At 70.1% G+C, this 13,143-nt stretch carries 14 protein-coding genes, 1 tRNA gene and 1 pseudogene; 5 read left to right on the top strand and 11 right to left on the bottom strand.

Annotation, left to right across the window (positions count from 1 at the left end; genetic code table 11):
• A pseudogene (locus U4E84_RS14485) lies at positions 1 to 270 on the top strand (50S ribosomal protein L15e); the annotation flags it as partial.
• Between the two features lie 771 nt (positions 271 to 1,041).
• Here U4E84_RS14485 and thsB read toward each other — a convergent pair.
• The 5 genes from thsB to U4E84_RS14460 form a co-directional block, all read right to left on the bottom strand.
• Positions 1,042 to 2,688: a thermosome subunit beta gene (thsB, locus tag U4E84_RS14480; RefSeq protein WP_322532822.1), complete on the bottom strand. Its 1,647-nt coding sequence runs from the start codon at positions 2,686 to 2,688 to the stop codon at positions 1,042 to 1,044.
• A 327-nt stretch (positions 2,689 to 3,015) separates the two neighbouring features.
• Positions 3,016 to 3,180 (bottom strand): hypothetical protein, encoded by a 165-nt coding sequence (locus tag U4E84_RS14475; protein WP_322532821.1) that lies wholly within the window; start codon positions 3,178 to 3,180, stop codon positions 3,016 to 3,018.
• Between the two features lie 453 nt (positions 3,181 to 3,633).
• Positions 3,634 to 3,715, bottom strand: a tRNA-Ser gene (locus tag U4E84_RS14470).
• Between the two features lie 27 nt (positions 3,716 to 3,742).
• On the bottom strand, positions 3,743 to 4,048 hold the full coding sequence (locus U4E84_RS14465) for a hypothetical protein (protein WP_322532820.1): 306 nt from the start codon (positions 4,046 to 4,048) through the stop codon (positions 3,743 to 3,745).
• A complete protein-coding gene (locus U4E84_RS14460) occupies positions 4,049 to 4,429 on the bottom strand; it encodes a Rid family detoxifying hydrolase (protein WP_322532819.1) in 381 nt (126 codons plus the stop codon).
• A 127-nt stretch (positions 4,430 to 4,556) separates the two neighbouring features.
• Here U4E84_RS14460 and U4E84_RS14455 point away from each other — a divergent pair, with 127 nt between their 5' ends.
• Positions 4,557 to 4,946 carry a zinc ribbon domain-containing protein gene (locus U4E84_RS14455; protein WP_322532818.1) on the top strand — a complete coding sequence of 130 codons (390 nt, stop codon included), beginning with the start codon at positions 4,557 to 4,559 and terminating at the stop codon, positions 4,944 to 4,946.
• A 60-nt stretch (positions 4,947 to 5,006) separates the two neighbouring features.
• Here U4E84_RS14455 and U4E84_RS14450 read toward each other — a convergent pair whose 3' ends face one another.
• Positions 5,007 to 5,819 carry a molybdopterin-synthase adenylyltransferase MoeB gene (locus U4E84_RS14450; protein ID WP_322532817.1) on the bottom strand — a complete coding sequence of 271 codons (813 nt, stop codon included), beginning with the start codon at positions 5,817 to 5,819 and terminating at the stop codon, positions 5,007 to 5,009.
• Between the two features lie 163 nt (positions 5,820 to 5,982).
• Here U4E84_RS14450 and U4E84_RS14445 point away from each other — a divergent pair, with 163 nt between their 5' ends.
• Together U4E84_RS14445 and U4E84_RS14440 are read left to right on the top strand one after the other, a co-directional pair.
• Positions 5,983 to 7,041, top strand: a complete 1,059-nt coding sequence (locus U4E84_RS14445; protein ID WP_322532816.1) for an ornithine cyclodeaminase family protein — start codon at positions 5,983 to 5,985, stop codon at positions 7,039 to 7,041.
• 41 nt (positions 7,042 to 7,082) lie between these two features.
• Positions 7,083 to 7,586 carry a dihydrofolate reductase gene (locus U4E84_RS14440; RefSeq protein ID WP_322532815.1) on the top strand — a complete coding sequence of 168 codons (504 nt, stop codon included), beginning with the start codon at positions 7,083 to 7,085 and terminating at the stop codon, positions 7,584 to 7,586.
• A 12-nt stretch (positions 7,587 to 7,598) separates the two neighbouring features.
• Here the strand turns inward: U4E84_RS14440 and U4E84_RS14435 are convergent, their stop codons facing one another.
• The gene (locus tag U4E84_RS14435) at positions 7,599 to 8,384 is read right to left on the bottom strand and encodes a 23S rRNA (uridine(2552)-2'-O)-methyltransferase (protein WP_322532814.1); all 786 of its coding nucleotides are present in this window, start codon (positions 8,382 to 8,384) and stop codon (positions 7,599 to 7,601) included.
• Between the two features lie 219 nt (positions 8,385 to 8,603).
• On the bottom strand, positions 8,604 to 10,025 hold the full coding sequence (locus U4E84_RS14430; RefSeq protein ID WP_322532813.1) for an FAD-binding oxidoreductase: 1,422 nt from the start codon (positions 10,023 to 10,025) through the stop codon (positions 8,604 to 8,606).
• A gap of 140 nt (positions 10,026 to 10,165) precedes the next feature.
• On the opposite strand from U4E84_RS14430, the gene U4E84_RS14425 reads away from it, so the two are divergent.
• A complete protein-coding gene (locus U4E84_RS14425; protein ID WP_322532812.1) occupies positions 10,166 to 10,936 on the top strand; it encodes a cobalt-precorrin-7 (C(5))-methyltransferase in 771 nt (256 codons plus the stop codon).
• A gap of 38 nt (positions 10,937 to 10,974) precedes the next feature.
• On the opposite strand, the gene U4E84_RS14420 is transcribed toward U4E84_RS14425, so the two are convergent.
• The 3 genes from U4E84_RS14420 to gatB all read right to left on the bottom strand — a co-directional run.
• Complete coding sequence (locus U4E84_RS14420) at positions 10,975 to 11,484, bottom strand: GNAT family N-acetyltransferase (protein WP_322532811.1); 510 nt, start codon at positions 11,482 to 11,484, stop codon at positions 10,975 to 10,977.
• On the bottom strand, positions 11,481 to 11,714 hold the full coding sequence (locus U4E84_RS14415) for a ubiquitin-like small modifier protein 2 (RefSeq protein ID WP_322532810.1): 234 nt from the start codon (positions 11,712 to 11,714) through the stop codon (positions 11,481 to 11,483). Before U4E84_RS14415 ends, U4E84_RS14420 begins: the two co-directional genes overlap by 4 nt.
• A 7-nt stretch (positions 11,715 to 11,721) precedes the next feature.
• Positions 11,722 to 13,143: Asp-tRNA(Asn)/Glu-tRNA(Gln) amidotransferase subunit GatB (gene gatB, locus U4E84_RS14410; protein WP_322532809.1), on the bottom strand; the 1,422-nt coding region annotated here is incomplete at its 5' end.

The following is a 13,143-nucleotide window of genomic DNA, read 5'->3' as shown; positions in this document are numbered from 1 at the left end:
CGGAAGTACCGCAACCTCCGCGTGCTCAACTCCTACTGGGTCGGTGAGGACGGCTCCCAGAAGTGGCACGAGGTCATCCTCGTGGACCCGAACCACCCCGCGATCGAGAACGACGACGAGCTGAGCTGGATCACCGGCGACGACCACAAGGGGCGGGCCTTCCGCGGGCTCACCTCCGCCGGCACGAAGGGCCGCGGCCAGCGCACGCGCGGCACGGGCACGGAGAAGACCCGCCCGAGCGTCACCGGCAACGACCGTCAGGGCAAGTAACGGTCAGCGGCCTGCGATCCAGACCGATTTCTTTCAGATATCAGTCGCCTAGCGGCCGCGCCGGCGTAGCGCAGTTGATCGATGGACGTGGCTGTTGATCGATGTCGGGAGTGGGTGTTGCAGATCGTCGGTGACGAGACTGTATTTAAACGGAGCAGAGTGACGGCGACGACTCCTTATCCATGATCGAAGCGGTGGCGTGCGCCTGCGAGCGGCCGCCCTTGGCGGCCGCGAGCCAGCACGCGCGACAGGGCGAGAGCGAAGCTCTCGCGTGCAACCGGACGTAGTCCGGTGACGAGGTTGGGGAGGCGTGAGGTGCGGGGCGGTGCTGTGCAGGGTGGGACTCAAAGGGGCAGCCGTGATTCCCGCGAGCAGCGCGAGCGGGAAGACGAGAGACGGAGTCTCTCGGAAGGACGAAGCACGGCGACGGAAGCACCGCAGCGAGCGAAGCGAGCGAGGAGCACACCGAGCCGCGCGAGTCGCCGCGGCTGGGGCTTTGCAGGTCTTCACCGCAACGCCATTGTTCACTTATAAACAGCCACCAACAACACCACTCGATCACTTATAAAAGACGAGACCACCACAATGATTCGTTTACTCCCGGTATCGGTAATCGCCATCTTCGAGTACCCGCTGCCGAGCTGAGTCTCCCAACTGCTACTGGCTTTGATAGCGCCAAAAAAGCGAAATCGGGGGAACGCGAGCGTGCGTGTTCGAACGGCGGTACGCGGTGGGGACGGGGTATGGGTGTGTGAGTGACCTATCCGAAGCTCACATCGCACCGCCCATGCCGCCCATGCCGCCCATACCGCCGCCGGGCGCGCCGCCCTCGTCGCCGTCGCCCGAGGTCGACAGGTCGCCCGCCGCGATGATGTCGTCGATCTTCAACACGAGGTTAGCGGCCTCGGCGGCCGAGGCGATCGCCTGCTCTTTCGCGTGGGCCGTCTCGACGACGCCCGCCGCGGCGGTGTCCTCGACCTCGCCGGAGAAGACGTTCAGTCCGGCGTGGGCGTCGCCGCCCTCGTGGGCCGCCCGCAGGTCGACGAGCAGGTCGATGGCGTCGAGCCCGGCGTTCTCGGCGAGCACGCGGGGGATCAGCTCCAGTGAGTCGGCGAACGCCTCGACGGCGAGCTGCTCGCGGCCGGAGACGGAGTCGGCGTAGTCGCGCAGGCGGCCGGCGAGCTCGACTTCGATCGCGCCGCCGCCGGGGAGCGTGCGCCCGTCGGAGACGGTCGTCGCGACCACGTCGATCGCGTCCTCGATGCCGCGCTCGATCTCGTCGACGACGTGCTCGGTGGTTCCGTACAGCAGGAGGGTGACGCCGTGGGCGTCCTCGCCCTCGACGTAGAACAGCCCCTCCTCCTTGTCGCGCTCGACCGAGCCGACCGCGAGGTCGTCGGCGGACAGCGAGTCGAGGTCGGTGACGATCGGCGCGTCGAGCACGTTCTTGAGGAAGCTCAGGTCGGACTTCTTCGTCCGGCGGACGGCCAGGATGCCCTCCTTCGCGAGGTAGTGCTGCGCGAGGTCGTCGATCCCCTTCTGACAGAAGACGACGTCCGCCCCGCTGTCGGCGATCCGGTCGACCTTCTCGCGGAGCTGCTTCTCCTCCTGGTCGAGGAACTTCTGGAGCTGGTCGGGCGAGTCGACGTTGACGGAGGTGTCGACGTCGGCCTCCTCGACCTCGATCGGGTCGTTGAGGAGCAGGACGTTCGCCGACTCGAAGTCGGTCGGCATGTCGTCGTGGACCGGGTCCTTGTCGATCACCGCGCCCGAGAGGAGCTCGGACTCGCCGGCCGCGCGGCCGGTGCGGGTCTCGATGTTGAGGTTCGCCAGGTCGACGACGTGCGAGCCGTCGTCGGCCTCGACGGTGACGCCCTGTACCGCGCGGACGACGAGGTCGGCGAGGGTTTCCTTGTCGAGCTCGGCGCCCTTGCCCGTCATCGACGTCTCGGCGACGTTCTTCAGCGTCTCGGTGTCGTCGGGGTCGACCTCGGTGGCGACCTCGTCGACCTGCTCGCGGGCGTACTCGCTCGCGAGGTTGAACCCCTTGATCACCGCGGTCGGGTGGATGTCCTGCTCGAGGAGGTCCTCGGCGTTCTTCAGGAGCTCGCCCGCGATGGCGACCGCGCTCGTCGTACCGTCGCCGGCCTCGTCCTCCTGGGTCTCGGCGACCTCGACGATCATCTCGGCGGTCGGGTTGTCGATGTCCATCGTCTGCAGGATGGTGACGCCGTCGTTCGTGATGGTGACGTCGCCCATCGAGTCGACGAGCATCTTGTCCATCCCTTTCGGTCCGAGCGTCGAGCGGACGGCCTCGGCGACGCCGCGCGCCGCGGAGATGTTGTACTCCTGTGCGTCACGGTCCTTGACGCGCTGGGCGTCCTCGCCCATGATGATCATCGGCTGACCCTGCTGCATTCGCTGGCTCATACATCGCTTGATTGATTGTGATTCTATATAAACCCATCGTTGGCCAGCGATCGAGCGACGTCGTGACCCGCGATCCGGACTCCGATCAAACCGCAGGACTCCGGAGTGTTCTCTCGACTGTTGTGCGGATAGTTAGCACGGCTCTTCGCAGGAGTTGGCGCGTCCGCGTTGGCTCGTTTATATACGTGGACTTCGCTCGTGACGGGCGACGGGAACGGAGCGAATCGTCGCTCTCGGAGCGCGAGACACGCGGTCGCGTCGCTCTCGGAGCGCAAACACCGACTGAAAAGCGGGGTGGCGTTCGGTCGCGAGCGCTCACCGATCGAGTTCGTCGCCGTCGAGGTACTCCGAGTCGACCTCGTCGAGGGACGGTTCCGGCGGTTCGTCGGCGGCGTCGAGCTCGCGTCGGGTGAGGCGGCTCTCCAGCTGCCGGCGCTTGTTCCTCCCTTTCCGCTCGCGACCCGATTTCGTGTCTGGCATCGTCACCCGTGACAACGATACCCACACACATGAGTCTTGTGTCGACGTGCGATCACGTCGGGCGGGACGGTAGCGCGCCGAGAGCGACCCGCATCCGCCGATCCGAGCCTCGCCGTCGCGCGGTTCCCTCGTCGCCGTCGCTCCTCGCTCGCGGTCGGTGTCGACGAAGAACGCCAGGAGAGGGATTTGAACCTCAGTCGTTCTGCTCGCTCCGCTCGCGTCACTCCCTGCTTCAAATCCCTTTGTCCGAGTTCGTCGCCGCCGATATCGACTCGCTGCGCTCGTCGATTGGCGGCAACAGAATACGCCAGGAGAGGGATTTGAACCGAATTCAGACGTGCTCGTTCGCTTCGCTCACTGCGCGCGACTGACAGGGTTCAAACCTACAGGCGTTTCGCTGTCGCCGGACTCCCTCGTCGCTGTCGCTCCTCGTTCGTTGATGCGACAGCGAAGCGCCAGGAGAGGGATTTGAACCCCCGATCCCGGAAGGGAACACGCTTTCCAGGCGTGCGCCTTACCACTCGGCCATCCTGGCTCGATCCGAGATACTCCGCTGGGACTGTTAAGTCCTTCTCTTCGCCCGCTTCGCCCGCAGGCGGTGCTCCGTCGCGTACGCGATACCGCCGGCCGCGATGGCGACGGTCGCGGCGATGCCGACCAGCCCGCCGTATCCGACGGGGAGGTCGCCCGCGACGAGGCGGAACCCCTGCGCGAGCACGAGGAACGCGAACCCGCCGACCAGTCCCCACAGCGCCGCCGACTTCGCTCTGGCGCGCTTCGCCCGCGAGGCCGCGGGTTCGGGGCGTCCCCCGCGTCCGGCCTCGTCCGGGCGTCCCCCGCGTCCGTCCTCGTCGCCCTCGGCGTCCATCTACTCGACGACGGCGACGGCCTCGATCTCGACGCCCGCGCCCTTGGGGAGCGCCCCCGCTTCCACCGCCGAGCGCGCCGGCGGCGACGCCTCGAAGTAGCCCGCGTACGTCTCGTTCATCTCCGCGAAGTCGTCGATGTCGGCGAGGAAGACGGTCGTCTTCAGCACGTCGGCCGGCGTCGCGCCCGCCTCCGCGAGAACGGCCACGAGGTTGTTGAGGGCCTGCTCCGTCTGTTCCGCGATCGACGCGTCGTCGAGGAGGTCGCCGTCGGGCGTCAGCGGGATCTGCCCGGCCGTGAACACGAGGTCGCCGTTCGTCGTCGCCTGGCTGTACGCTCCGACCGCCTCCGGTGCCGCGTCGGTGTGGACGATCTCCTTCATGCGCGTCGTCGTTCGGCGGGGTCCCCTAAGAGTGGCGGGGGACCTGGGTGGAACGCCGGTCGAACCGAGCCGAACGTCCCCTCGCGCACCGCTGGTCATATATTCTTCGCCTGCTAACATACGACACATGACGGGAGGCAACCTCCTTCCGGTCGCCGCGGTGCTCGTCGCGGTGCTCGCCGCGAACCTCGCGCTCGCGTGGCTCCTCGCGAGGCGGGACTGGGAGCCTCCGAGCGTCCTCGACTCGGCGGGTCCCGACTCCGAGACGGCTCGGCCGTCCGGCCCGGAGCCCGGGCTCGACGGCGGCTCGGCGACCGTCGAGTCGGGCGTCGCCCTCGACGCTCCCGGCGGCGACCCCCCGCCGCTCGACGTCGACGGCGAGACCGTCGTCTGCCGGCACTGCGGGGCCGAGAACCGGCCGGAGTACCGCTACTGCCGGTGGTGTGTCCGGTCCGGGTTCGACGCCGACGGCCCCGGCGCCGCCGCGGGACCGACGATGACCGAGCGCTCGCTGTGAGCGGCGGTCGGGGTCGGTCTCGCGGCGGCAGAGTGGGGACGATGGGTCGCGGCGGGGCCGCTAGTCCGCGTTCACGCGGCAGCCGCCCGAGTAGTCGATCCCCTCGATCGTCTCGATGCCGTCGTCGCCGCACACCGGACAGTCAGGATTCCGGCGATAGGGGACCGTCTCGAAGCTCAGGTCCATCGCGTCGTAAAACAGGAGCCGGCCGTCGAGCGTCTCTCCGGCGTCTAAGAGGAGCTTGATCGCCTCCGTCGCCTGAATGCAGCCGACCGTCCCCGGCAGCACGCCGAGCACGCCCGTCGCCGCGCAGTCGGGCACCGTCCCGGGCTCGGGCGCCTCCGGGAACAGACACCGGTAGCAGGGGCCGTCGGGGACGAGCGTCGTCGCCTGCCCCTCGAACTTGTAGATGGCGCCGTGGACCACCGGCAGCCCCTCGATCCGCGCCGCGTCGTTGACGACGTACCGCGTCCGGAAGTTGTCCGCGCAGTCGACGACCACGTCGTACCCCTCGAGCAGGTCGCGGACGTTCCCCTCGTCGAGGCGCGTCTCGTACGTCTCCACGTCGACGTCGGGGTTGAGCCGGTCGACGTACCGCGCCGCGGACTCAACCTTCGGCTCGCCGACGTCGGCGTCGCCGTGGATCACCTGCCGCTGGAGGTTCGAGCGCTCGACGACGTCGTCGTCGACGACCCCGAGCGTCCCGACGCCCGCGGCGGCGAGGTACTGGATGACCGGGGCGCCGAGCCCGCCCGCGCCGATCACGAGCGCGCGGCCGTCGAGGAGCCGTCGCTGTCCCTCCGGGCCGACCTCGTCCATGATGACGTGCCTGGAGTACCGGTCGAGCTGGTCGGCGTCGAGCGAGAGACTCATGGGTTCATGTGGGCGTCGAGCCGGTATAATCGTGTTCCCGACCCGACGAGGTCGCGGTCGCTCGACGGCTCTCACTCGCGTCCGCGCGCTCGCCGTCGCGGTCGCCCCCGCGCCCGCCGTCGATTCACGAGGGTTGAAGTACCCGAACGGCAAAGCTTGCGACATGCAGACGCTGCTTCTCAACGCCGACGACGTCGACGAGAACGCCCGCATGGACCGCGTCATCGACGCGGTGCGCGGCGCGTTCACGGCCTACGAGCGCGGGAACGCGAAGATGCCCGCGAAGTCGTACATCGACCTCCCGGAGTACAACGGCGACTTCCGGTCGATGCCCGCCTACCTCGACGTCCGGACCGAGGACACCGCCGAGGCGACCGGGTGGGACGCCGCCGGGATCAAGTGGGTGAACGTCCACACCGACAACCCCGCCGACCACGACCTCCCGACCGTGATGGGGACGATGATCTACTCCGACCCCGAGACGGCGTTCCCGCTGGCGGTCCTCGACGGCACGACGCTCACGATGAAGCGCACGGGCGCTGCCGCCGCGGTCGCGACCGACCACCTCGCGGTCCCGGGCGCGACCTCGCTCGGGATCGTCGGCGCCGGCGTCCAGTCGTACACCCAGCTGGAGGCGATCGCCGAGGTCCGCGACGTCGAGGAGGTCGTGATAAGCGACCTCGACGCGGAGCGCGTCGCGGCCTTCGTCGACGCATTCGAGGACCGCTTCGACGTGCGTGCCGGCTCGATCTCTGAGGCCGGCCACTGCGATATCCTCTCGACGGTGACGCCCGTCGAGGAGCCCATCGTCGGCCCCGACGACGTGGGCGAGCACACCCACGTCAACGCGATGGGTGCGGACGCGGCGGGCAAACACGAGCTGGCGGACGAGCTCCTGCTGGACGCGACCGTCGTCATCGACGACCACGAGCAGTGTACTCACTCCGGCGAGATCAACGTCCCGTACGCCGCGGGCACGCTCACCGACGCCGACATCTACGGCGAGATCGGCGAGATCGTCGTCGGAAGCCGCCCGGGCCGGGCGGGGATCGACGCCGGCGGGGCCGCCCCAGGCACGGGCGCGGAGGGGGTCACGGGCGTCACCGTCTTCGACTCCACCGGCCTCGCGATCCAGGACGTGGCGGCCGCTCGCGTCGTCTACGAGCAGGCCGACGAGGCCGACAACGGCTACCCGTTCGACCTGCTCGGACTCGCGGGGTAGTCGCCCGACCGCTTTTTACCGCTCGCACCCGTATGACGGCCGTGCAACTCGTCAGCGTCGCGGCTGTCGCGGAGAACCGGGCGATCGGCAGCGACGGCGAGGTACCCTGGCCCCACATCGAGGCCGACGTCCGCCAGTACCGGGAGCGCGTCGCGGGCTCGCCGGTGATCCTGGGCCGCCGCACCTTCGACTCGATGCGCGACGACCTCCCCGGCGCCCGCCAGATCGTCGTGAGCCGGAGCGCCGACGCGGTCGACGTTCCGACCGCGGTCGTCGCAGACGGCGTCGACTCGGCGCTCGACCGCGCCGCGGAGCTCGTCGGCGACGACGACTCCGACGACCCCGTCTACGTGCTCGGGGGCGGGGCGATCTACGAGCTGTTCCAGCCCCGCCTCGACCGGATGGTGCTCAGCCACGTCGACGGTGCCTACGAGGGCGACACGTTCTACCCGGCGTGGGACGCGGACGAGTGGACCGTCGCCGAAGAGACGGCGTACGACCGGTTCACCCTCCGCGAGTGGGTCCGGCGCGCCGCCGCGGCCTGAGCGCTCCCGCGCTCACGCGCCGCCGGTCCCGTCGACGCGCTCGGCGAAGCCGAAGCGCGGCTTGGTCTCGTCGACCACGACCGTCAGCGTCTCGCCCACCGCGGCGTCGGAGACGAACAGCGAGTACCCCTCGACGTAGGCGATCCCGTCGCCCTCGTCGCCGAGCTCCTCGACGGTCACCTCCAGCCGGTCGCCCGCCTCGACGGGGGCGGTGTTCAGCCCCTTGGCGACGAGGTACACCTCCGAGGAGGAGTCGCGGGAGGCGGGCGGCGAGACGGTCCGAACGTACTCGAACTCGGCGCGGACGTCCTCGCGGAACGCGTCGAGGTCCTCGCCCTGGAACACCTTCACGACGAAGTCGCCGCCGGGCGCGAGCAGCTCCTCGGCCACGTCGAACGCCTGCCGCGCGAGGTGGACCGACCGGGCGTGGTCGAGCGCGTACTCGCCGGTCATGTTCGGCGCCATGTCGGAGATCACCACGTCCGCGCCGCGCTCGCCGATCGCCTCCCGCAGGTAGTGGCGGGTGCGCTCCTCGGTCATGTCGCCGCGGATCGTCTCCACGTCGTGCTCCTCGAACTCGTCGATGCGCTGGAGGTCGACGCCGACGACGGTGCCCGACTCGCCCACCTCCTCGGCGGCGACCTGGAGCCACCCGCCCGGCGCGGCGCCGAGGTCGACGACGGTGTCGCCGCGCTCGAATAGGTCCGCCTCCTCGTCGAGCTGTTTCAGCTTGTAGGAGGCCCGGCTCCGGTACCCCTGCTGTTTCGACCGGTTGTAGTACTCGTCTTTACCTGCCATGCTTACCTCACAACACTCCGCGACACATTCTGCGTGGAACCCGCTGTCGGATCTGCATTCATACGGGGAGAGACGCCGTCGAGGCGGAAAGGGACATCGGATAGGAGCGGCCGGCCGTCGGCCCTGCAGCGGCGCCGATGGCCGACGCCGAACTCGAACGCCCTCGCCTGGGTGTGGGGAACGTTCCGAGACCCGGGTGCGCGAGCGCCGACTCGACGCTCAGGCGTCTCGCGGACGGACGTTCACGTTGTGTCGGAAGCGGTTCTCGGGATCGTACTCGGCTTTCACCGCCGCGAGCCTGTCGCGGCTGTCGCCGTACGCCTTCGCTCGCCAGTCCTCCCACTCCTGCTCCTCGACGCCCACGAAGCCCGCGTACGCGCCTTCGGCGCCCGCGTCCCGGAGCCGACGCTCGGTGTCTCGGACCCACTCGAGGTTCGCCGGCGTGTCGTGGCTCTCCCAGTTCGCCTCCGCGGTGATCATGAACTCCTTGTCGTCCCACGCGAAGGCGCTGGCCGGCCCGCGGCCGACGTTGCCCCCGAGGTGCCACACGCCGACCGCGTCCAGGGGTCCCGGCGCGTCGTCGACCGCCTCGCGGACGACGGTCAGTACGTCTTCGGAGAGGTCGTCGACGAACGCGGAGCGGTGGGCGTACTTCCGCCCCCACGGGAACAGCTGCGTGCCCAGATCGTGAAGCAGTTCGTAGGGCATCGGGTCGCTCATGTCTATCAGCGGCTCGGTCACCTCCCGGAGCGGCGCGACGGCCGCCGCGCCCGCGTCGGGGTCGCCCGCGTACGCGCCCATGACGGCGATCGCGTCCGTCCCGGCGAGGTCGTCCGGGATCGCCGGGAGGTTGGGGACGTGTCCGCGGAGGAGGGTCGTGGTCAGCTCCGGGGGAGCGTCGGCCGTCACCTCGCGGTAGGCTTCGAGCACGTCCGCGGCGGCCGCGGCCGGATAGAAGACGCCGAGCCCCTGCACCAGCGGACCCACCTCGTAGAGGTCGAACTCGAAGCGCGTGACGACGCCGAAGTTTCCGCCGCCGCCGCGAACGGCCCAGAACAGGTCCTCGTTCCGGTCGGGCGACGCCCTCCGCACCTCGCCGTCGGCCGTGACGACCTCGAGGCTGCGGAGCGCGTCTACCGCTAGCCCGTATTTGCGCCGGATCCAGCCGATCCCGCCGCCGAGCGTCGACCCCGGGATCCCCACGTCGCCCGCGCTTCCGGTCGGGAACGCTAGCCCGTGCTCCTGGGTCGCCGCGAGCACCTCCTCGGCTCGGGTGCCGGGTCCGACGCGGGCGGTCCGCGCCGCCGGATCGACCTCGATCCGGTCCATCTCTGAGAGGTCGATCACGAGCCCCTGGTTGACGACCGCGCTCCCCGTCTGGTTGTGTGCGCCGCCTCGGACGGACAGCTCCAGGTCGGTCTCGCGCGCGAACCGGACCGCGGCGGCGACGTCGGCCGGTCCGTTCGCGCGGACGACGAGCGCCGGGTACCTGTTGATCAGGCCGTTCCACACCGTGCGGGCGTCCTCGTAGCCGTCGTCGTCCGGGAGGAGCAGCGCGCCGTCGAGGGAAGCGGCGAACGCTTCGATGGCTCCGTCGTCGAGCTCCGCAACCGTGCCGAGGGGATGCTTGTACACCGACATCAGTGAACAGCGTCGACCATTCGATCGCTGATATTAAAGTTGGCTGTCACCTGAGCGACGGTCGGCGGCGACGCCGTTCGCGTCGGGTCGCCCAGCGGAGAACCGAAACCGACACGGCGGCTCGCCAGAGCCACGTGCGTATGTCCGACGAGACGACGGCGCCCGAGCTTCCCGATCGACCCGCAGAGACGGCGAGCGCGGCGCCGGAGCCGCCGCGGACGGAGTCGGGTGACGAGGGCCTCGTCCACGCCGTCGGTATCGGGCCGGGGAACGCCGAGTTCCTGACGCGGCGCGCCGGCCGCCTGCTCGCCAAGGCGGACGTCGTCGTCGGCTTCGAGACGGTCGTCGACTTCGTCGCCGACGAGACCGAGGCGGAGCTCGTAACCTGCGGCTACCGCGACGAGCCCGAGGCGCTCGCTCGGTTCGCCGACCGCGTCGCCGGCGGCGCGCGCGGGGTGGCCGTGCTCATGGGCGATCCGAACCACTCCGGCTACCAGTTCCTCGGGAAGGTCGAGGCCGCCGTCGACGCGCCCGTCGCCGTCGTCCCCGGGATCTCCTCGGTACAGGTCGCGGCGAGCCGCGCACGCACGCCGCTCGAGGACGCCGTCTTCGAGACGCTCCACGTCAGGGGCGACGTCGCTTCCGCGATCGCGCGCCTCCGTCGTGCCGTCGGGGACCGCCCCCTGATCGTGATCCCCCGGCCGTACGACTGGATGCCCGAGGACGTCGCGGCCGAACTCGTCGACGCGGGGGCGGACCGCGACCGCGCCGCGCTCGTCTGCGAGCGGCTCACTCACCCGGACGAGCGGATCACCCGAACCGACCTCGGGACGCTCGCCGCCGACGCCGGCGGCGACGCCCCGGCGGACAGCGGCTTCTCCGACATGTCCGTGCTCGTCGTTCGCGCCTGATCGAGGGTGTGAACCTCCGCCTCGGCGACCCCGCCACCTCAGTCGCGTCGGGCCTCGGTCCCCTGACGGTCGCGACCGTCGTCGACTCGACGGTATCCCCGAAACCGATCGGGTTCGCCGGCGTCGACCGCCGAGACGGTCTCGAACCCGAGCTCCCGGTAGAACCCCTTCAGCTCGGCGTCGAACGCCGCGGTGACGACCGCGACCCCGCCGTCGCGCTCGGCGCGTCGCACCGCCGCGGCGACGAGCGCGGAGCCGATCCCCCGACCGCGACGCGCCGGCCGAACGGCCACGGCGTCGACGTGGAGCCGCGCCGGTTCGGGACGCGTCGCGACCAGCGCGCCGACGACGGCGCCCGTTCGGTCGAACCGGGCGACGAACGCGTCGCCGGCGTCGATCGCGGCGTCGACGCCTCCGGAGCCCGTCTCCAGCATGGCGGCGTCGAGCACGCGGCGGACGTCGAGCCGGTCGTCGGGGGCGGCGAGCTCGATCGCGAACCCGTCGGGGGCCGACGCCGAGGCGTCGTCCGCGTCGCGCTCCCCGCTCACGCGCCGTCGTCCCTCGCGGGACGGTCCCCCGCGCCGCCCTTGATCAGCCTGAGCAGTCGAACCTCGTCGGCGTCGACGACGCGGTCGCCGGGAACCGGCGAGCCGTCGACCAGCGCCGACGCCTCCTGCGGGTGGTAGCCCGCCTCGCGGATCAGCTCGTCGTAGGTCGCGCCGTCGGGGAGGTCGTACTCGTCGGCCCCCTCGCCGACGACCTCGACGGTGACGCGCATCGGCGACCTACCCGTCCAGCCGCTCGCGGAGCAGCCCGTTCACCTGTCCCGGGTCGGCGCTCCCGCCCGTCTCCTGCATCACCTGTCCGACGAGGAAGTTGATCGCGCCCTCGTCGCCGTCGCGGTAGTCGGCGACGGCGTCGGGGTTATCGTCGATCGCGTCGTCGACGGCGGCCTCGACCTCGCCGGAGTCGGCGACGCCGAGCCCCTCGCGTTCGATGACCGTCTCGGGGTCCTCGCCCGCATCGAGCATCTCGCGCAGGACGACCTCCTCGGCATTCTTCACCGTGAGCTCTCCGGCGGCGACGAGCTCGATCAGGCGCGTGAACTCGTCGAGCCGGTCCTCGACGTCCGTAATCTCCATCTCGCGGTAGTTGAGCTCGCCGAGCAGGTTGTCGGCGACCCACGTCGCGGCCAGCTCTGGGTCGAACGCCTCGGCGACGTCCTCGTAGAAGTCGGCGACCGCCTTCGTGGAGGTGAGCTTCGAGGCGGCCTCGCGGTCGAGTCCGTACTCCTCGCGGAAGCGCTCGCGGCGGGCGTCCGGCAGCTCCGGGATCGGGATCCGCGCCTTCCAGTCCGCCACCTCCAGCGCGGGGAGGTCGGCCTCCCGGAAGTAGCGGTAGTCCTTCTCGGCCTCCTTCGAGCGCATCGAGACGGTGACGCCGCGCCCCTCGTCCCAGTGGCGCGTCTCCTGTTCGACCTCGCGGCCGCGTCGGAGGACGTTGCGCTGGCGGGTGATCTCGTACGCGAGCGCCTGCTCTGCGCCCCGGTGACTGGAGATGTTCTTCACCTCCGCGCGGCTCACGTCCGCGAGGGCGTCCTCCGCGATCGCCCCGTCGTCGTCGACCGCCTCGCTCGGGACGAGCGAGACGTTGGCGTCGACCCGGAGGCTCCCGTCTCGGCCGGGGTCGAACACGCCGAGGTACTCCAGTACCTCCTCTAGCTTCGCCAAAAAGGCGCGGGTCTCTGCGGGGGACCGGAAGTCCGGTTCCGTGACGATCTCCATCAGCGGCGTGCCCGCGCGGTTGTAGTTCACGAGCGTGTGCGTGGCCGTCTCGATGGTGCCGCCGGCGTGCTGGAGGCTTCCGGGGTCCTCTTCGAGGTGCGCGCGGGTGATCCCGATCGCGCGGGACTCGTCGTCGACGCGGACCTCCAGCTCGCCGTCCTGGCAGATCGGGGCGTCGTACTGGGTGAGCTGGAAGTTCTTCGGCAGGTCGGGGTAGTAGTAGTTCTTCCGGTGGAACGTCGTCGTCTCGGGGATGTCGGCGTCGATCGCCTTCCCCACCTTCACCGCGGCCTCGACGGCGGCCTCGTTGAGGACCGGCAGCGCGCCCGGCAGCCCGAGGCAGGTCGGACACGTGCGCGTGTTGGGCTCCTCGTCCGCTTCGGGTTCCGTCGAACAGCCGCAGAAGATCTTCGTGTCGGTCTC

This window comes from Halorubrum sp. AD140, from assembly GCF_034497445.1.
Classification (GTDB): Archaea; Halobacteriota; Halobacteria; order Halobacteriales; family Haloferacaceae; genus Halorubrum.
The sequence above is the reverse complement of the archived record's forward strand: the minus strand, read 5'-3'. Positions and strand labels throughout refer to the sequence as shown.